The organism is Photobacterium marinum (genome assembly GCF_000331515.1).
Taxonomy (GTDB): domain Bacteria; phylum Pseudomonadota; class Gammaproteobacteria; order Enterobacterales; family Vibrionaceae; genus Photobacterium; species Photobacterium marinum.
Genome location: NZ_AMZO01000004.1, coordinates 102,228 through 122,428 on the forward strand (window position 1 = coordinate 102,228; position 20,201 = coordinate 122,428).

The 20,201-nt window shown below is 49.1% G+C and carries 17 protein-coding genes; 3 read left to right on the forward strand and 14 right to left on the reverse strand.

Going from position 1 to position 20,201, the window contains the following annotated elements; translation table 11 throughout:
* Positions 1–191: 191 nt before the first annotated feature.
* The 5 genes from C942_RS04575 to epmB form a co-directional block, all read right to left on the reverse strand.
* Positions 192–689 carry an MgtC/SapB family protein gene (locus tag C942_RS04575; RefSeq protein ID WP_007462987.1) on the reverse strand — a complete coding sequence of 166 codons (498 nt, stop codon included), beginning with the start codon at positions 687–689 and terminating at the stop codon, positions 192–194.
* 101 nt (positions 690–790) lie between these two features.
* Positions 791–1,696: a 30S ribosomal protein S6--L-glutamate ligase gene (gene rimK / locus C942_RS04580; protein ID WP_007462989.1), complete on the reverse strand. Its 906-nt coding sequence runs from the start codon at positions 1,694–1,696 to the stop codon at positions 791–793.
* A gap of 219 nt (positions 1,697–1,915) precedes the next feature.
* Positions 1,916–3,130, reverse strand: coding sequence for an alanine racemase (gene alr / locus C942_RS04585; protein ID WP_007462991.1), 1,215 nt, complete (start codon positions 3,128–3,130; stop codon positions 1,916–1,918).
* A gap of 43 nt (positions 3,131–3,173) precedes the next feature.
* A complete protein-coding gene (locus C942_RS04590; protein ID WP_007462993.1) occupies positions 3,174–4,790 on the reverse strand; it encodes a methyl-accepting chemotaxis protein in 1,617 nt (538 codons plus the stop codon).
* 217 nt (positions 4,791–5,007) lie between these two features.
* Entirely contained in the window at positions 5,008–6,030 is a 1,023-nt protein-coding gene (gene epmB / locus C942_RS04595) for an EF-P beta-lysylation protein EpmB (protein WP_007462995.1), read from the reverse strand.
* A 33-nt stretch (positions 6,031–6,063) separates the two neighbouring features.
* On the opposite strand from epmB, the gene efp reads away from it, so the two are divergent.
* Positions 6,064–6,630, forward strand: coding sequence for an elongation factor P (gene efp / locus C942_RS04600; RefSeq protein WP_007462997.1), 567 nt, complete (start codon positions 6,064–6,066; stop codon positions 6,628–6,630).
* Positions 6,631–6,801: 171 nt separating this feature from the next.
* On the opposite strand, the gene C942_RS04605 is transcribed toward efp, so the two are convergent.
* From C942_RS04605 to frdA, 5 genes are all read right to left on the reverse strand, one after another.
* Positions 6,802–8,211: a hypothetical protein gene (locus C942_RS04605; protein ID WP_007462999.1), complete on the reverse strand. Its 1,410-nt coding sequence runs from the start codon at positions 8,209–8,211 to the stop codon at positions 6,802–6,804.
* Positions 8,212–8,382: 171 nt separating this feature from the next.
* Positions 8,383–8,745 (reverse strand): fumarate reductase subunit FrdD, encoded by a 363-nt coding sequence (gene frdD, locus C942_RS04610; protein ID WP_007463001.1) that lies wholly within the window; start codon positions 8,743–8,745, stop codon positions 8,383–8,385.
* Positions 8,746–8,755: 10 nt separating this feature from the next.
* A complete protein-coding gene (gene frdC, locus C942_RS04615; protein WP_007463003.1) occupies positions 8,756–9,139 on the reverse strand; it encodes a fumarate reductase subunit FrdC in 384 nt (127 codons plus the stop codon).
* Positions 9,140–9,141: 2 nt separating this feature from the next.
* Positions 9,142–9,882 carry a succinate dehydrogenase/fumarate reductase iron-sulfur subunit gene (locus C942_RS04620; RefSeq protein ID WP_007463004.1) on the reverse strand — a complete coding sequence of 247 codons (741 nt, stop codon included), beginning with the start codon at positions 9,880–9,882 and terminating at the stop codon, positions 9,142–9,144.
* Positions 9,882–11,687 carry a fumarate reductase (quinol) flavoprotein subunit gene (gene frdA / locus C942_RS04625; RefSeq protein WP_007463006.1) on the reverse strand — a complete coding sequence of 602 codons (1,806 nt, stop codon included), beginning with the start codon at positions 11,685–11,687 and terminating at the stop codon, positions 9,882–9,884. The genes C942_RS04620 and frdA overlap by 1 nt, the downstream gene beginning before the upstream one ends.
* Positions 11,688–12,232: 545 nt before the next feature.
* Here frdA and epmA point away from each other — a divergent pair.
* Positions 12,233–13,204 (forward strand): elongation factor P--(R)-beta-lysine ligase, encoded by a 972-nt coding sequence (epmA, locus tag C942_RS04630; protein ID WP_007463009.1) that lies wholly within the window; start codon positions 12,233–12,235, stop codon positions 13,202–13,204.
* Positions 13,205–13,637: 433 nt separating this feature from the next.
* On the opposite strand, the gene C942_RS04635 is transcribed toward epmA, so the two are convergent.
* The 4 genes from C942_RS04635 to rsgA form a co-directional block, all read right to left on the reverse strand.
* On the reverse strand, positions 13,638–15,521 hold the full coding sequence (locus C942_RS04635) for a methyl-accepting chemotaxis protein (protein ID WP_007463010.1): 1,884 nt from the start codon (positions 15,519–15,521) through the stop codon (positions 13,638–13,640).
* Positions 15,522–15,731: 210 nt separating this feature from the next.
* On the reverse strand, positions 15,732–17,147 hold the full coding sequence (locus C942_RS04640) for an SLC13 family permease (RefSeq protein WP_036798775.1): 1,416 nt from the start codon (positions 17,145–17,147) through the stop codon (positions 15,732–15,734).
* A 143-nt stretch (positions 17,148–17,290) separates the two neighbouring features.
* Complete coding sequence (gene asd, locus C942_RS04645) at positions 17,291–18,172, reverse strand: archaetidylserine decarboxylase (RefSeq protein ID WP_007463016.1); 882 nt, start codon at positions 18,170–18,172, stop codon at positions 17,291–17,293.
* Positions 18,173–18,328: 156 nt separating this feature from the next.
* A complete protein-coding gene (gene rsgA / locus C942_RS04650) occupies positions 18,329–19,381 on the reverse strand; it encodes a small ribosomal subunit biogenesis GTPase RsgA (protein WP_007463018.1) in 1,053 nt (350 codons plus the stop codon).
* Positions 19,382–19,514: 133 nt separating this feature from the next.
* Between rsgA and orn the strand changes: the two genes are divergently transcribed.
* Positions 19,515–20,066, forward strand: a complete 552-nt coding sequence (gene orn / locus C942_RS04655) for an oligoribonuclease (RefSeq protein WP_007463020.1) — start codon at positions 19,515–19,517, stop codon at positions 20,064–20,066.
* The last annotated feature ends 135 nt before the right edge of the window (positions 20,067–20,201 follow it).

Genomic DNA, 20,201 nt, shown 5'->3' on the forward strand with positions numbered 1-20,201 from the left:
GCACGCGTGAATGAGAAAGAATCGAATGAGTCGTTGTGAGCTTTTTGGAGAAAAAACTGTAAAAGCTGAACAAAAAATAATTCATTTAAAATCAGTATCTTATGCTGTTAGTTTTTATTTTATTACTTAATGGTTATTTTTGTTCAGCTTTAAGGTGTGTCTCTTGGTAAAAGGTGTACGTGTTTTGTCTTCTAATCGGCTTCTGATTGGTGGCGCTGCATTTTTTTCCGCTGGCGACGATCGGACCAATGGGCATGAACGCCTTTGCGTAAAAAGCGCAGGCTGTTTTCCAGCTTATCCACACCAAGCAAAACCGAGATAATGACGCCAGTCATCAATACCGCACTTTGGCCGTACCCGAGGCCAATGGTGACGCCAAGTGCTGCCAGCATCCAGACAACTGCTGCTGATGTTACGCCGTGGATCTGCCCATCCCGGTTCATCATAACGCCTGCACCAAGAAAGCCGATACCGGTAATGATCTGGGACATCACCCGTGCCAGGTCGGCATCGCTGGCCGATAATGTCTGGCCCAGAGTTATGAAGCAGTATGTTCCAACGATAATCAGGGTAGCGGTTCGTATGCCGACCGGTTTCCCCCGCAATTGGCGCTCAAAACCAATCATGGTGCCGCAAATGGCGCATTTCAGTAATGCCGGCCATGCAAAAGGCGCAATGTCAGGCAACATTGCAGTTGTCTCCTGTTCGTTAAGTCAGTGAAAAAAAGCAGCCTTATGGCTGCTTTATGAACGAGTGGCTAAGGCTCGTGTTTATTCTGTTTTGGTAGTTTTTATTGATGCTGTAAGCGGTGACGTCGCTTTTTTCCGGCATGCTTTTCGATGTGTTCGACAATCATACCTGCAATATCTTTCCCGGTGGCGGTTTCAATGCCTTCTAGGCCCGGCGAGGAGTTCACCTCCATCACTAGCGGGCCGCGCTTGGAGCGCAGTAAATCAACCCCGGCCACACTCAAACCCATTGCTTTAGCTGCCGCTACGGCTGTCTTGCGCTCTTCCGGCGTAATACGGATCAGTGTTGCGCTACCGCCACGGTGCAGATTGGATCGAAATTCACCGTCTGCGGCCTGGCGTTTCATTGCGGCAATCACTTTGTCGCCGATAACAAAGCAGCGGATGTCGGCGCCACCTGCTTCTTCAATGAACTCCTGGACCATGATATTGGCCTTCAGCCCCATGAAAGCTTCGATAACGCTTTCGGCCGCTTTTTGTGTTTCTGCCAGCACTACACCGATCCCTTGGGTACCTTCAAGGAGCTTGATCACCAGTGGCGCACCGCCCACCATTTTGATCAGATCCGGCACATCATCTGGCTTGCTGGCAAAGCCTGTGATTGGCATACCGATCCCTTTTCTGCTCAGCAGTTGCAGCGAACGGAGTTTGTCCCGTGAGCGGGATATTGCGATCGACTGGTTGACCGAAAATACATCCATCATTTCAAACTGACGCAGTACCGAACAGCCGTAAAATGTAATATCAGCACCGATGCGGGGAATAATCGCATCAAACCCGGTCAGCTCTTCACCTTCAAAATGGATGGAAGGTTTTACCGAGTTAATGTTCATATAACATCGCAGAGCGTTGATAATCACCGCTTGGTGTCCGCGTTGCTCAATGGCTTCGCGTAGACGGCGGGTGGAGTACAGGTTTTCGTTTTGGGATAGGATGCCAATTTTCATCGCGCTACTCGTAAAAAATAAAGTGAAAAGGTTATAAGAGAGAAGTTTGGCTGCCTTCTCTGCTTACCGATTTGGAGCGCGACTATGCGCTTAATCAGGTGGAAAAGCGAGCAAATTGGCGATGATATTTTTTTATCGTCAGGATGGGAAAAATTGCTGGAACGGCGGGCAGAAAAAAGGCCAGCACGAGGCTGGCCTTGGCTATCTTTGCGTTTGTGATTAACGGTAAACGCGTGGGTTAGTTGCACCCCAGATAGTGTAGTGTTCAGGCAGAATGCGACCGCTCTTCTCTTCAGTCTCTTCACCTGTGATTTTTTCAGAGCCCTGCTGGCCGAATACGACTACTTCGTCGTTAGCCTGTACGCCAACGATGTCAGTTACGTCAACCATAGTTGTGTTCATTGACGCCATGCCCATTACGCGAGCACGCTGGCCGTTGATCAGAACGTCTGCTTTGTTGCTCAGTGAACGAGCGAAGCCGTCAGAGTAGCCGATTGGCAGGTTAGCCAGTACAGAGTCGCGCTCAAGTACTTTGGTGCTGCCGTAACCGATAGTGCTGCCTGCTGGGAAGTGGTGCAGAGAAGCTACGCGAGTTTTGAAAGAAACGATGCGTTTGTATGGTGCAGTTGCTGGGTAATCACCGTACAGCATGCCGCCCGGACGAACCATGTCAAGGTGTGCTTCAGGAAGGTTTAGCGTGATGTAAGAGTTAGCAACGTGCAGAGTGATGTCTTTACGCTTCAGATCAGCGCTGTCCATCAGCCATTTAGTTTCAACTTTAAAACGCTCAACTTTGCGCTTGATTTCGTCAAGGCCTTCGTTCGGGAAGTGCGTCATCATACCAACGATTTCCAGGTTTGGATCACTAGCGATATTTACACCTTCAACCTGACCTTCATAAGTAGTCAGATCCAGGCCGTTACGACCCATGCCTGAAGTGTTCAGCGCCAGGTGAACAGGAATCGTAGTGTGGTTTGTCATTGCGATGTCGATGATTTGATCAGCCTGCATCTTAGTACCGATCAGTTCTTCGATTTTGTAATCCAGACCGCCTTCGATTTCGTTCTTGCTAGCAGCACGAACACGCATTACTTTACCTTCGTAACCGTGCTCACGAACAAGGCGTGCTTCTTCGTTACTGGTGATACCAACGCATGGTACGTTGTTAGCGATGATAGTTGGCATCAGGCCAGCAATACCATTACCGTAAGCATCGGCTTTCATAATGGCACAGATTTTAGTGTTACCCTTCAGATCCTTCTGTAGTAGCTGGATGTTGTCAGAAAATGCCTGAGTATCAATTTCCAGCCATGCGTTGCTTGACTGAATGCGCTCTTCGCGCTGCTCGTCGTTAAAATCTACCAGCAGAGGTGCTGCTTGAGCGGCTGTTTGGCCCATAAGTGCCAGTGCTACTAGGCTTAGTTTCAGTTTCAAAGGATATCTCCTGTTATGAGTTATTGCTTCTTGTCGGTTGAAGTTAAAGTGTAAAAAGATGCACAACGTCGCGTAGCGCGGTTGCCCGGCGCTTCAGCTCTTCAACCCCTTGTTGTGCGTCCTGAGTTGAGAGTCGGTTTTCATCTGCGCTGCTGCTCAGTGCGGCAACGTTGGATGACAGGTGCTCTGAGGCACAGGCCTGTTCTTTTACCGACTCGGTAATTTCTTCCATTCCTTCCGTCACCGAGGTGATTTCGGCACGGAAGCCGTTCAGTGATTCATTGGCCTGATCGGCGTGCTGAACACAGTTATCGACCTGTTCAACGGCTTGCTGCATGGTTTCGGTTGCTGAACCGGTATCGCTCTGTACGGTATTGATCATGGAGCCAATCTCGACAGTGGCTTTAGCGGTGCGCTCTGACAGTTGACGTACTTCGTCGGCAACCACAGCAAAACCACGGCCCTGTTCACCGGCACGTGCCGCTTCGATGGCGGCATTTAGTGCCAGCAGGTTGGTCTGATCGGCGATGTCTTTGATCACTTCAACAATGGAGTTGATCTCACCGGCGCGACTGTCGAGCTGCTGTAACTTCTCGGCCACTGAGTTGGTTTCTTTCTGAACACTCTGCATGCCGTTAACCGCGTCGTTGATGGCGGCGACGGTGTTTTGCGTGTGCTCTTCAAAATGGGTCATCTTCTGGTTGGCATTGCCAACGACTTCCGAGATGCTCTGGCTGCTGGTTGCCAGCTCTTCAATTGCTGTCGCGCTGTGACCAACATTTTCGGCCTGTTCCACTGAGCGGTCGGTAACGGCCTGCACCAGATGATCAAGCTGGGTTGTGATTGCGGCTACGCTTTCGGTTGACTGGCTGACTTCAAGCAGGCGTTCACGCAGTGCTGCCATAAAGGTGTTGAAGGCATTCGCCATTGCACCGATTTCATCTTTGCTGGTTACCGCAACACGCTGGTTCAGGTTCCAGTCGCCGTTGGCGATATTCAGTAGTACCTTGTTCAGAGCATTCACTGGCTGAACAAGGCGGTTGGCAAATATCTGTGCACCAATAAGAGCCAGTGCCAGCACGATAGCGGCGGTTAGGCATACTTGCTTTAATTCACTGTTTAGCATGGCATCAACAGCATTAAGTGAGATGTCAACACCAACCACATACAGCTCGCCCTGGTGGTTGCGGAACGGCACAAAAATAGAGCGGTATCGGCCAAATTCGCCTTGGTATTCCTCGAATTGTATTTGTTCTGTGAGGAATGCCTCGCGAAGCATCTTCGGCACAATTTTGTACTCTTCCAAATACCAGTTCTGGTAGCGTCCGGAGCGCCTTTCATCCTCGGTTTGGTTGATGTAGGTGTAATACACCCGTCCGTTTTTCATTACGGTGGTGTAAGCCCAGTCCAAGTCTGATGCTGTGGTGAAGTCGGTCAAATCACGCGAAATTTGATCGTAATCACTGCTGTTTTTGTCGAGATGGTCGTGTCGTTCATCACCGACAATTTTTTTGGTGGCGTAAGCGGCGGTTGCCAGTTCCGAGTCCAGTCTGTTGAGGGTCGACTCCTCAAGTGTCTGGTAGGAGAAACTCGATAACACCAAAATTATTGAGAGTGACAGCACTGCAAAGCAGGCTGATAGTTTGGTCTTGAGATTCATGTTGTGTTTGTCTTCTCGAGAATGTGATTTTTATTCCATATATATATGTTGCTAATAAATGGAGCGGCGAAAAATACACGGAACTTAAGTGAAGACGAACTGTTCGTTGCTTTTTTCCGCAAGTTAGCGGAAAAAAGTTTTTTGCAAGGCATAAAGGGTAAGATTTTGTGTCTGCGATGACACAAAATCTTTTAAAAATTAAGGGGAAAGGTGAGGTTTATTCTAGATGGAGATCGAGTGGTGTTTTGCTGCGGCGACCGCCGATTTCCCGGGTCAGTTGCGGCACCATATAGCCTGATACGTTTTCCATTAGCCCCTTCATTAGCTGGCGGGCACGGTCGTCATCCACCATAAAGTGAGCCGCTCCCTGAACTTTATCAAGCACATGAAGGTAGTACGGCAGGATACCAGCATCGAACAGAGCTTCGCTGAGCTGGGTAAGAGCGCCGACCGAGTCATTCACACCTTTAAGTAATACGCCCTGGTTGAGCAGGGTGACACCGGCCTGCTTTAGCTTGCTCATTGCCTGGCGAAGGTCACCATTTACTTCATTGGCATGGTTGAGATGCGTAACCAGCACCACTTGCAGGCGGGTTTGTTGTAGTAGTTCGCATAATTCATCGGTGATCCTTGATGGCAGTACCACAGGCAGGCGAGTGTGGATCCGCAGTCGCTTGATATGCGGGATTTGGGCTATATTCTCTACCAGCCACTGCAATTCATGATCTTTGGCCATCAGCGGGTCACCGCCGGAGAAGATCACTTCATTGATTTCAGGCTGGTCGGCAACATAGTCCAGGGCTGCCTGCCACTGGCGTTTGCCGCCTTTGTTCTCCTGATAAGGGAAGTGACGACGGAAACAGTAGCGGCAGTTGACGGCGCAGCCGCCCTTGACGATCAGTAGTACCCGGTTTTTGTATTTGTGCAGCAAGCCGGGGATGGCGTTGTCCTGTTCTTCCAGCGGATCGAGAGAGTAGCCTTCATGTACTTCATATTCTTCTTCCAGCGGGAGCACTTGGCGCAACAATGGATCGTAGGGGTTGCCAACTTCCATTCTTTCGACAAAGCTCATAGGAACACGCAGCGCAAATAATTTCCGGGCTCCCAGCCCTTTTTCCCACGGCGCAGGATCAATTTTTAGGGTTTTGAGCAGTTGATAGGGGTCTGATATCGCATTCGCAAGCTCATTAAGCCAGTTTTGCTCAACAGTTGCGGCGTTTCGGGTTATTATGTGCGGCATTAAATACAACTCGAAGATGTTAAGAGGATAGAAATGGCGTCTTTCAGCACCAATGAATTCCGCGGCGGAATGAAAATTATGCTTGATAATGAACCATGTGTCATTATCGAAAACGAATTTGTTAAGCCAGGTAAAGGCCAGGCGTTCAACCGTGTGAAAATCCGTAAACTGCTTTCTGGTAAAGTTCTTGAGAAGACTTTCAAATCTGGTGAAACAGTTGAAGCTGCAGACGTAATCGACACCGATCTTGATTACCTGTACAACGACGGTGAATTCTACCACTTCATGAACAATGAAACTTTCGAGCAGATCGCGGCAGACCTGAAAGCTGTTGGTGACAATGCGAAATGGCTGGTAGAAAACGATAGCTGTACGCTAACACTGTGGAACGGCAACCCAATCGCAGTGACACCACCAAACTTCGTTGAGCTTGAAGTAACTGAAACTGATCCAGGCCTTAAAGGCGATACTCAGGGTACTGGTGGTAAGCCGGCAACTCTGTCTACTGGCGCAGTTGTACGTGTTCCTCTGTTCATCCAGATTGGCGAAGTGATCAAAGTTGACACCCGCTCTGGTGAATACGTAAGCCGCGTGAAGTAATCCCCGGCTATTGCTGAAAAAGGTCGCTGAGGCGGCCTTTTTTGTTGCCTGATATCCTAGGAATTGATTGTTGATGGCCTCTATAGTGAAAGGCTATTGGCGGTATTTTCTGCCGAAATAAAGAAGCCTGGTCATCATGACCAGGCTTCTTTTTATAGAGGAATAATAAGGTTAGTTGTTTGGGTAACCTGGGAACGTTGCCTTGAAGTCATTTTGGGCAGGGAAATATTTATCCAAGAATTTCACCATCTCAGGATCATTGGTTGTCAGGTCTGCATATGTTGATGACTTTGACTCTGAAGCTGCGAAGTTCTTGTTGTTGATGTCGTAATAGGCGTAGAGCGCATAAGCTAGATATTCCTGATCGTAGGATTCTGCATCCAGATCCGCTTCTGCAATCGTTGAAACTTTGCCGTTTGGATAATAGTTACCGGAGCGAATGGCTTTTTCGTTCAATGTATCCAACTCTTTTTGCATAGCGGCCCATTGTGAGGTTGGGTGAGCTATCGCGTAGTTCATAATGCCGTAGTCGTGAACAAAATGAAGAATCTCTTCAAATGCGGCATCGCGCTTATTCGTTAAGTAGTTTTTGTCATGATCTGTATCGGTCGTGGTGGTTTCTGTCGAGAACAGATCCTGGAAGCGATAGTTTTCTTCCATGAAATCACCGGCACGATTACTCCAGTCCTCGTCGTAGAAAAATGCCATCGTGGCATTGCTGTCAGAAATAGCCTTGGTAATTTCAGTCGGTAAGTGATTGAGGTAATAAGCCATGATTTTTTTCACATGGGCAACTTTGGCTTCTGAGTTTTGTTGGGCTTTGTCTTCAATAAGAAGCGGGATCTTATAGCCATGAACCTCGATACAGGTTTTATGTTTGATACCGTTGCGGTTTAACTCGCCGGTTGTATCGGTAATGACAGTGCAATTGCCATTCGATACTTTCTGGTATTGATTTGTACTGTTGTCCGGGGCTGTCGGAAGGAACTGAATTCCGTTACTCAGTGTATCGGCGACACGTACATATAAGTTCATTGGTCGCATATTATCTATGCTGAACTTACTTCCTTCGTTGTTATCGACAAAATCACGATCGATTTTTGCCGATGTTATTTTTCCCCACAATTTCACGTTGTTCGGGTCATTTTCGATTTTAGCAATAGCAAGCTTTTGCGGGACTTTGGTGGAGGTAAAGTTTTCGTAATAGACGTTATAGTTGATCAGTTGATACTTTTTCCCTTCAGCTGTTGTTGCTGTCACATCGAAACTGAATTCGGCATCAGAAAACGTTTTGTAGTTCCGTTTTGTTATTCCATTAACCTGAGCGAAAAAGCCGTTTTTCATCAGCTCGTTACTGAACACGGTGGCATCTACATTGAAGTGGTTATCTGACAGGGGCTTGATGGATTTAATGCCAAAGTTGATTTTGTAGTTATTCCCCAGCTTTAATACATCGCTGGGTTTTGAAGCATCAATGGCCTGCGCTGATGTTGAGTTCGAAGTTGGGCTTGATGTGTCTTCACTACACCCGGTTAGTGTAGCGGCCAAAATTGAAGCCAGAAGAATGACTTTATTGTTCATATGGGTAACCCGGACAAAATGTTCAACGAAAATTGAATGTTGTGAGGCCCAATTGTATAGAGCGGGGTAGCCGTTGGGTGTAATGGCGTGTAAGAGATGAAATCAATGTGAAGAAAAACAAAAAGCGGCACCACCGAAGTGATGCCGCTCTTATTGAGTCGTATTTTCTCTTTAAATCATAAAGACGAAAATAACAGCCAGCGCAGATACCAGGAAGGCAGTTGCGTAGCAGGCTACTTTACCGGCTGTACCTGTGTGGAATTTCAGGTCGTGCATACCGTGGTGAACACGGTGCATTGCATGCCACATTGGTAGTGCCAGGGTAGCGATAGTGAATAGGCCACCGATGATGCTGGTTACGAAACCAGATACACGCTCATAGCTCATTGCCTCGGCATCAATCATGCCAAGCGGAACCATGATGCCTAGTACCAGTACGGTTACAGGTGTCAGCATGGCAAACCAAGTACCGCCAGCACCGAACAGACCCCACCATACCGGCTCGTCAGAACGTTTAGGATTCAGGTTAATCATGGGGCTCTCCTTAAACCAGTACCAGAACGAACAGTGTAATTGCTGCTACTGCAGCCCACTGACCCAGAACAATGATTTTCTTGTCTAGCGTTTTGCCTTTGATGCGGATTGGCATCACCTGAGGCATCATGCTGAAGAAAGTCTGTGCGTGGAACAGGCTACCAGCCAGTGCCAGGATGTTCAGGATTAGCACGACAGGGTTCGCCATGAAATCCAGCCAGCTTTGCCACGCTTCAGGACCTTTCACCAGGCTACCAAGACCGAAAGTCAGGCAGATGGTGAAGAAAATCAGTGGTAGTACAGTTGCTTCACGAACCATGTAGAAGCGGTAGAAAGGATGATCCTTCCACCAGGTACGCTTCATTTCGCGAACGTAAGGTTTACGGTTGCTCATCCTTATGCCTCCTGAGGTTTCAACATGGCAATAACGAAATCTTTAGAAGATTCAACTTTGCCTTGGTTAACCGCTGCTGCCGGGTCTACGCTCTTCGGACAAACTTCAGAACAGTAACCTACGAACGTACAGCCCCATGCACCGTTTTCGCCGTTGATCAGCTTCATACGCTCATCAGCACCGTTGTCACGGCTGTCCAGGTTGTAACGGTGAGCCAGGGTCAGCGCTGCCGGGCCAATGAACTCTGGGTTCAGACCGAACTGAGGACAAGCTGCATAGCACAGGCCACAGTTGATACAGGCTGAGAACTGCTTGTAGCGCGCCATTTGCTCTGGAGTCTGGTTGTTCGGGCCATCTTCCGGAGTGCGGTCATTACCGATGATGTATGGCTTGATTGCTTCCAGACGCTCGATGAACGGAGTCATATCAACAATCAGGTCTTTTTCGATTGCGAAGTTCGCCAGTGGCTCGATCTTCAGGCCGTTCTGGTAGTCACGCAGGAAAGTCTTACAAGCCAGTTTCGGCACGTTGTTGACCATCATGCCGCAAGAACCACAGATTGCCATACGGCAAGACCAGCGGTAGGCCAGATCTTTGTCCAGGTTATCTTTGATGTAACCCAGTGCGTCCAGCACAGACATGGTTTCGTTAAACGGTACTTCGAAAGTTTCGAAGTATGGTTCTGCGTCCTTGGCCGGGTCATAACGCAGAATTTCTACTTTTTGGATGCGGTTGCCTGACATTATGCCTGCTCCTCTTTCTGCTCTGCTGCTTCTTTCGCTGCTGCCTCTTCTGCCGCGGCACCGTACAGACGGGCTTTAGGCTGAGACTTGGTGATAGTCACGTCGCTGTATTCGATGCGAGGTGCTTTGTCACCGTTGTAGTAGGCCAGCGTATGCTTCAGGAAGTTCTCGTCATCACGCTCTGTGCAACCTTCGTCAAGACGCTGGTGTGCACCACGGGATTCACGACGCTGAATTGCAGAGTGAGCCATCGCTTCCGCGACTTCCAGGCCGTAGCCGACTTCGATTGCGTATAGCAGATCGGTGTTGAATACTTTGCCTTTGTCTTTGATGCTGATCTTCTTGTAACGCTCGCGAAGCTCGGCCAGCTTCTCAATAGTAGCCTGCATCAGATCTTCCTGGCGGTAGATACCACAGCCTGCTTCCATGGATTGGCCCATTTCAGTACGGATGTCAGCCCAGTTTTCGTCACCTTCCTGAGCCATCAGGGTATCGATGCGAGCCTGAACGTCTTTGATTTGTGCTGCGATGACGTCTTCGTTCCAGCCTTTGAATTCTTCAGCACGCTTCGCTGCACCTTCACCGGCAACGCGGCCGAATACAACTAGCTCAGCCAGAGAGTTAGAACCCAGACGGTTAGCACCGTGCAGACCAACAGATGAACATTCACCTACAGCGAACAGACCCTTGATGCGGGTTTCGTTGTGGTTGTCAGTCTCAATACCACCCATGGTGTAGTGAACAGTTGGACGGATAGGGATAGGCTCTTTCGCCGGGTCAACGTTAACGTACGCTTTCGCCAGCTCACAGATGAACGGCAGACGCTCGTGTAGGTACTCTTCACCCAAGTGGCGAAGGTCAAGGTGCACTACGTCACCCAGAGGGTGCTTGATAGTGTTGCCTTTCTGCTGTTCGTGCCAGAAAGCCTGAGAAACTTTGTCGCGAGGACCCAGTTCCATGTATTTGTTCTTTGGCTGGCCAACTGGAGTTTCCGGGCCCATGCCGTAGTCTTGCAGGTAACGGTAGCCGTTCTTGTTGACAATGATACCGCCTTCACCACGACAACCTTCGGTCATCAGGATACCAGTGCCTGGCAGACCTGTTGGGTGATACTGAACGAACTCCATATCACGCAGTGGCACGCCGTGACGGAAAGCCATCGCCATACCGTCGCCGGTTACGATACCGCCGTTAGTGTTGCAGTGGTAAACACGACCTGCGCCACCTGTTGCAAGAACAACAGACTTCGCTTTGATGCAAACCAGTTCACCTTCGGACATGTGGATAGCAATCAGACCCTGAACTTCGCCTTCGTCAACCAGCAGGTCAACAACGAAGTATTCGTCGAAGCGTTTGATCTGATCGTACTTGATAGAAGTCTGGAATAGAGTGTGAAGCATGTGGAAGCCGGTTTTATCCGCTGCGAACCACGTACGTTCAACCTTCATACCACCGAAACGACGAACGTTAACGTCGCCGTTTTCCTTACGGCTCCATGGACAACCCCACTGCTCCAGCTGAGTCATCTCGCGAGTCGCATTTTCTACGAAATATTCAACAACGTCCTGTTCACACAGCCAGTCACCACCGCCAACAGTATCGTTGAAGTGGTTATCCAGGCTATCTTCATCCTTGATTACGGCAGCGGAACCACCCTCAGCCGCTACGGTGTGAGAGCGCATTGGGTAAACTTTAGAAATCAGTGCAATTTCCAAGTCTGGGTTTGCTTCTGCTGCAGCGATGGCAGCACGCAGGCCTGCACCACCTGCGCCGATTACAGCGATATCTGTGGTAATAGTCTTCACAGCTATCCTCCGAAGGTAAGACGATAAAATTTAAAAAAGTACGCTAAAGCGTACTTATCCTTGAAATCCTGAGGTCATTCTATGAAACAAAATCGGCAGAAAATTTGATTTAGACGCAGCTTTTTTATGGAAATAGCCCAAAAGTATAAGATGATTACAAAAACTGTGATTATTGTCACAAGCTGTAATGTTTTATGGTTGTTAAATCACCGTTTTATTTTGTGTGAATTGTTTCTGGCTCATTAAGGGTGTGTTTCGTGTTTTTGTTCTAACTCCTTAATTTAAAAAAGGAACCGAATGGTGATAAGGGTTGCATAACCAATTAATGTTGGTTTTATGTCTGTTTGGTATTTGTAATGTTGATTTATTGTGTTTCTGTGGTGATCTAATTTGTGGTTGGTGTTTACCTTTTAAAAGTGTACCTATTCATAATTAGTCATATGTATGCATCGGTGGGAGTATTGGTATGTAATCTGGCTGCTGCTTAAAGGGGAGTTTGGTAAACTGGGCGACAAAATAATCACTCGTATATTAAGAAGTGCTCTATGACTTTGCATTGGCAACCTACCGCCTCAATTGAACAGCTGAAACAGCGTGCGGCGACTATCGCCACCATTCGTGATTTCTTTGCTCGTCGTCAGGTAATGGAAGTGGATACACCTGCGATGAGCCAGGCAACAGTGACAGATATCCATCTTCATACTTTTCAGACTCAGTTTGTCGGGCCAGGTTTTGCGGATGGTCAGATGTTGTATCTGATGACCAGCCCTGAGTTCCATATGAAGCGGTTGTTGTCAGCCGGTAGTGGCCCCATCTACCAGATCTGTAAGTCATTCCGTAATGAAGAGTCAGGCAGGTATCATAATCCTGAATTTACCATGTTGGAGTGGTATCGCCCGGGCTTTGATCATCATCAGCTGATGGATGAAATGGATGAGTTGCTGCAGTTAGTTCTGGGCTGTCAGGCTGCCGAACGCATGACTTACCAGCAGGCGTTTATCCGTGTCCTTGGTGTGTGTCCGCTGGAAGGTAGTATGGATGAGCTGAAAGCTGCTGCCGGCTCTCTGGGGCTGTCTGATATTGCTGAGCCGGAAGAAGACCGCGATACCTTGTTGCAACTGTTGTTCAGTGTCGGGGTAGAGCCGAAAATCGGCCAGCAGGTGCCGGCATTTGTTTATGATTTCCCTGCTTCGCAGGCAGCTCTGGCGCAGATCAACCCGGATGATCTTCGGGTAGCTGAGCGTTTTGAGGTCTATTTTAAAGGCATTGAATTGGCTAATGGTTTCCATGAACTGGCTGATGGCGATGAGCAACTGGCTCGTTTTGAAGATGATAACCGTAAGCGCTTGAAGATGGGGCTGGCACCTCAGCCGATTGATCATCACCTAGTGGAGGCATTGCGTGCTGGTTTCCCGGATTGTGCCGGGGTTGCGTTGGGCATTGATCGTTTGATCATGCTGGCGCAGGGATTGGATCATATTGATCAGGTGACGGCGTTTCCGATCGATATTGCCTGATTTCCGATCTTACTTATCAAGCAGATATAAAAAACGCGGCAATTGCCGCGTTTTTTATTGTCAGCCATGTGTTCGAGTGGCCATGCGGCCAAAGGGTGTTCGATCTTACCTGTTGGTGTTTTCCGTACCTGAGCCATTAAGTACGGATAGACTTTCCTATGACAGCTTCTACGTAAATGTGAAAAGCCAGAAAGCCGGGGGAACAGCCAGTAGTGCATCGACAGGCGGCAAGTTAGGATTTCAAGGCGTCTTATCGAAGCGGAACAAACTATAAGCAATATAAGCTCTAAATGCAAATGGTTATCACTTGTAACTGTACCCAAAAGAGGCTGGTAAGATGTCTAGTGTATTTTTATTTGGGTATCAGGCATGGAATACATATAAGAAAACAGCCGCCAGATGGCGGCTGTTGACTTGATTTAAACGCAGCGTTTTAAACTTTAAAGCGCTCGACATCCCGGCGCATGGTCTCTGCTGAGTTGTTCATTTCGAGGCTGCTCTGGCTGACCTGGGCTGTCTGTTCTGCCAGGTGATCCGAGGCTTCTTTGATTGCCTGGGTATTACGGCTGATATCTTCGCTGACCGCACGCTGTTCTTCTGCGGCGCTGGCGATATGGGTTGCCATATCTGATATCTCTGTAATTGATTGGGTGATTTGCGTCAGGCTGTCATTGGCAGCTTCTGCATATCCCACGCTCTGCTCAGCCAGCTCATTACTGGTTTGCATGCTATCAACTGCTTGCTGGGTGTTTTGCTGCAGGGTTTCAATCATGCTGCGGATTTCTTCCGTAGAATCATGCGTACGTTGACTCAGTACCCGGACTTCGTCGGCAACCACGGCAAAGCCGCGGCCTTGTTCACCTGCACGGGCTGCCTCAATGGCGGCGTTCAGTGCCAGCAGGTTGGTCTGCTCAGCGATGCCCTGAATCGTTGACAGGATCTGATTGATACCTTGGGCATTGTTTTCCAGCTCGTGGATAACATTCGCGGCATCCTGGACCTGATTTGCCAGTGAGGTAATAGCATCACGGTTCTGACCGATCACTTCCTGACCTTGATCACAAGCAGCGGTTGAAGCCTGAGCGGCAGAGGCGGTCATTTCCGCATGATTGGCAACTTCACCGGAAGTGGCTGACATTTCGTGGATTGCTGTTGCAATCTGGTTGACGTCGTTTTGCTGATCGGCAACACGAGCTGAAGCCTGACTGCTTTGCTGAGCTGAGCGCTCAGCATGCTGGCTTAAGGTTCCTGAATGGTTGACGACACCTTTGATCATGGTCTGTAACTGGGCCAGGAAGCGGTTCATGTTTTCTGCCAGCTCACCAATTTCGTCCATACGCTTGATTTCAATACGCTGGGTCAAATCACCACTGCCCTGAGCAAGTTGGCTGACCGACTGGTTCAGCACTGTCAGCGGGCGCAGCAGGTTGTTGATAATAAAGGTTGCTACGGCGGCAATGACGATATACAGCAGAACAGAAGCAAATAGGACAAATTTCACCTGCTCGCCGATAGAAGCGTATGCCAGATCTTTGTCTTCAACCAGCGCCAGGGTCCAGTCTGTGCCCGGAACTGGTGTCGCGTAGATAAGTTTCTCCCGGTTGTCGCCATCGAACTCAATGGTGTGGATAGCTTGTTCGCTCTGAAGCTGGCTGAATAAGGCTGGTGTCAGTTCACCGTCAAGCTCAGTGATAGGTTTCTGGCTCAGTTTTTCGTCGCGATAAGCCACAATATTGTTGTTACCGTCGATCAGCAATGCAAAGCCGTTGTTATCCAGCTTGAGGTTCAGGATTTGGTCGATGATGTGGGTAACGGTCAAATCGGCAGCCAGAACCCCACGTTTGCGACCATCAAAGGCTTTAGCAAAGCTCACTACAATACTGCCGTCAAAGTCCTGATACGGTTCAGTCAACACCAGATTACCGGCGCTGATGGCATCTTTGTACCAAGGGCGGGTACGGGGATCATAGTCACTTGGCCAGTCTTCCGTTTTATCGCCGTAAGCGATGCTGCCATCGGCAAAACCGGCATAAACAGACAGGAACTGACCGGCGCGTTTGGTCAGCAGGAGTTCACGATCCACATTGGGTTCGTTGGCGATCAGCGATTCATTCGCCAGCATCATCTCGCTGCGGGTTTTGAGCCAGTCAGTAATATAGCGGCTGGTGGCCTCGCTGATATTTTGCATCTGGCTGCTTATTTCTGAGGTGGTTTCCTGTTTTAACTGGTTGATGGATATCCAAGCCTGAACTGCGCTGACAGAGGCAATAATTACTGCTATTGCGATCTGTATTTTGAGTTTGATCGTGTATTTCATCGAGGTTCTCGCGTTCTACCGTATTGTTGTTGTTATCGGCATGATGATTAAAGATTAGGTATGAACTGCTTAATTTATCGGCAGTGAGTGGTTAATCATTAGCGATATTGGTTGGGAAAAGTGTGACCTTGCTACCAAATGGGGAGAAAGGCCACATTCAGAAAATTCCGCAGAGGTATCCCTTACCTCTGCGGAAGTGGTTGGTCGGAATCAGGTCAGTATCATGGCACCGATATACAGCACAATCAGACCCATAATACCGATAATGACCCCGGCTTTGGCCATATCTTTGCTTTCGATAAGACCGGTGGAATAAGCCAGTGAGTTAGGTGGCGTTGATACCGGTAGGATCATGCCCAGCGATGCTGAGAAGGCGACCACAATTAACACGCCTTGCAGGCCTCCCAGTGAAGCCAGGCTTTCCATTGAGGCAGCAACGGCAGCAGCGATTGGCATCAACAGGTTGGCGGTGGCGGTATTCGACATGAAGTTTGCCATTAGCCAGCAGATCAGCGACAGGGTCAGAACCACGGCGATAGGCGACAGGCTGTTATAGTCGATCGCATGGGCTAGGGCTGCTGCCAGGCCAGTTTTATCCAGGCCCAGGCCGATAGCGATACCACCGGCAACCAGCCAGAGTACATCCCAGTTGATCAGTTTCAGCTCTTCTTTACCCATGATCCCGGTTAGGGTGAATACCGCCAATGGGATGATGGAGACAACATAGGTATTCATACCGTGCAGGGCGGTGGTCATCCACAGAATTATGGTCAGGGCAAAGGTGACATAGACCACCATGGCCTGCCATCCGGTCTGGAATGAACCGTCAAGTTTGAGGTGCATCTGATCCTGAGTTGAGGGAAACAGTTTTTGTAGCAGCCACCAGGCAAATGCCAGCTGAAGGACGACAAATGGCAGGCCAAATACCATCCAGCCCAGGAAGCTGATACTGTGTTCGCCGGTCAGGTATTGCAGCGCAATGGCATTCGGTGGCGTACCGATAGGCGTGGCAATACCACCGGTATTGGCGGCAATCGGAATACATAGCACCAGTGCTTTGATGCCGGTATCACCTTTAGGTACAGAAGCTACGATCGGGGCCAGAAGGGCCAGCATCATGACTGTGGTGGCGGTATTGGACATAAACATTGAGAACACCGCAGTGATCAGCATCAGCCCCAGCATGATGAACCTGGGTTGGGTGCCGAACGGTTTGAGCAGGACTCGGGCCAGGTTGTTATCCAGTTCATATTTGGAAGCGGCAATCGCTAGGGCAAAACCACCCATAAACAGGATGATAATAGGTGATGAAAAGGCGCCGAAGATATCTGTGTACTTGAGCATCTCACCTAAATCATGTCCGCTTGGCGGGCTGCGGAACAGGTGCAGCCCTTTATCGGAGATCATGATGAGCTCGAGGGCAATGATTAAGATGGAAGTAGCGAAAACGGGAACAGGTTCAAGGACCCAGAGAAGAGCAGCGAGAGCAAAGATGGCAAGCAGCCGGTGTTGGATAAGTGTCAGCCCCTCTATCGGTATGATGTCGATGGGGAGCATCAAAATACCGAGCGGGATCCCGAAAGCGATCAGCAGCTTAAAAAGCTGAGCAATGGATATCTTCTTCATAGTATGTCGTATGTCGGTTTGCTTGTAGTTATAGACTATTCATCAGCATACTATTTGAGCGGCGAAAATTTCCTCGGTATGGTCAATTTTTTTTATCAAAAAAGGGGCTGAAACAGCCCCTTTTATTCAAAAATGTTAAGTGGTTACGCTTCTGCATCACCCGGTTGTTTCAGCTCTGCATATGGCTGGCCCATGCGGGTTGGCTGATCCGGTTTCATGTCTTCAACGAAGCGGATGGCTTCTTTCGGGAACAGGTTGATTACCGTAGAGCCCAGCTTGAAGCGGCCCATCTCTTCGCCTTTCTTCAAGACAACGGCCTGATCACCTTCTGCCGGGTAATTCCAGCGGCGGACTTCCGGTCCGGTTGGCGGTGTTACTGTACCAGCCCATACCGTTTCGATGCTGCCGACGATCGTTGCGCCAACCAGTACCTGAGCAACAGGGCCATGCGCCGTATCAAAGATACATACCACACGTTCGTTGCGGGCAAACAGGTTCGGAACGTTCTTCGCTGTCAGCGGGTTAACCGAGAACAGATCGCCCGGAATGTAGATCATCTGGCGCAGAGTGCCGTCACATGGCATGTGAACACGGTGATAGTCGCGTGGCGACAGGTAAAGGGTCGCAAAATCACCGTCTTTGAATTCTTCAGCCAGTTCTTCATCACCGCCCAATAGCTCAACGGCGTCAAAGTAGTGGCCTTTAGCCTGGAACAGGCGGCCTTCTTTGATCGGACCAAGCTGGCTGACGCAGGCATCTGCCGGGTGGGAAATGATATTGGCATCGTCGTTGATTGGACGAGCGCCGTCTTTCAGCTCGCGGACAAAGAAATCATTAAAGGTCGCATATGCCGCAGGATCCGGGTTGCGAGCTTCAGCCATATCAACTTTGTAGCGGCCGATGAACCAGCGAATAACGGCTGTGGTCAGCATGCCGGCTTTAAGTGAAGCGAGTTTGCCTGCCAGACGGGTCAGAGCATGTTTCGGCGCGCAGTACTGCAGACCGATTTTGAGATTATCGTGCACGGTATGTTTTCCAGAAAGTCTCAACTAATCAACAACTTGGTCACTCTTATAACATTCTAAGAATAACCCGAACAAATAATAATACCTAAATTAGTGAGGAAAGTCAGTGATTGGTGGTGGGAGGAGTCCTCCCCTTAGTATAGGGGAGGCTCGGGATTATTCGGGCTTGTTGCGGGAAAACTGACGGTTAGCGACGTTTTCCGACATGCTCTCGATGATCCTGTGATAGCTCTCGTAGCGTTCCTGGCTGATTTTGCCTTCTTCGACGGCTTCGCGGATCAGACAGCCGGGATCGTTGCCGTGCTTACAGTCTCGGAATTTGCAGCCGCCAAGGTATTCACGGAACTCAACAAAAGCTTCAGTAACCTGTTCCGGTTCCAGATGCCAGAGGCCAAATTCACGTACTCCGGGAGAGTCGATCAGGTCACCGCCTTCAGGGAAGTGGTACAGGCGAGCTGCTGTGGTCGTGTGCTGACCAAGGCCTGAGTTTTCTGATACATCACCGATTTCGGCGTCTACTTCCGGCATCAGTGCATTGACCATACTGGATTTACCCACACCAGACTGGCCAGCAAAGATAGTAACGTGATCTTTGAGATCTTCTTTCAGTTGATCCATTCCTTCGCCGGTATCGGTACTGACAAAGCGAAGTTGGTAACCGATATCCTGATAGAGCGACAGCGTCTGTTCAACCTGTTGACGGTTTTCATCATCCAGTAAATCAACTTTATTGAGAACAATCAGCGGTTCAATACCAACTGTTTCCGCAGCAATCAGATAACGGTCAATGATGTTGAGTGACAGCTCGGGAACAACGGCCGATACGATAATGATTCGGTTGACGTTCGCGGCAACGGCTTTAACGCCATCGTAGTAGTCTGGGCGGGTTAGCATGGATTCACGTTCATGCACGGCTTCCACCACACCTGCGATCCCCTGCAGGGCTTCAACACCGGGGCGCCAGACGACACGGTCACCGGATACCAGGCTCTGGATGCTTCGGCGCAGGTTGCAGCGGTGGATGATGCCTGTTTCTGGATCTTCGACATCGGCATGTTGGCCGAAGCGGGTGATCACCAGGCCCTCACGGGCGGACTCCAGCAGGGCTTCATCCCACTGTACGTCATCTTTATCACGACGTAGTCGTTTGTTTTGGTTAGAGCGCACTCGGCGGCTCTGACCTTTAGTCAGCTTTTTCTTTTTTGCCACAAGAATATCGTTCAGTTTGGTTGGCTTACGGTAATATATCCACTGGATTAATTATCTGGGCCGATTGGGATTCAGATAATGATTCCGTTTGGTATTATCATACATGGTTTACTCACAAAATAGGCAATATCCAATGACAATCAGCGATCAGAACTTAATTTGGATCGATCTGGAGATGACCGGCTTGGATCCGGAAACGCACCAAATTATTGAAATTGCAACCATAGTGACGGATGCACAGCTAAATATTCTGGCTGAAGGTCCGGTGCTGGCAATTCATCAGCCGGAAGCTGAATTGGCAAAAATGGATGAATGGTGCACGACAACCCATACCAACAGCGGATTGGTTGAGCGGGTTCGTCAGAGCAATATTGATGAAGGAGAAGCTGTTCGCCAGACGATCGCCTTCCTAGAGCAGTGGGTACCGAAAGGCGCGTCACCAATCTGTGGTAACAGCATCGGTCAGGATCGTCGTTTTCTTTATAAACATATGCCTGAGCTGGAGCAGTATTTCCACTATCGCTACTTGGATGTCAGTACGTTGAAAGAGCTTACCCGTCGCTGGAAACCTGAGTTGTTATCCGGCTTCAATAAGAAGGGCAGCCATTTGGCGTTGGATGATATTCGTGATTCGATCGCTGAATTACGCTATTATCGTGAACATATTTTCAATATTTGGTTGTAAAATAAGCGTTTGCAGGGAAATTTGCGGTTTTTGTTTTTGGAACTATTGCATCCGTAAATTTTCCTCGTATAATGCGCAGCCTCGAAGGCAGTTATCCTTTTAACTGTTTTTGCTAATACGGACGCGGGGTGGAGC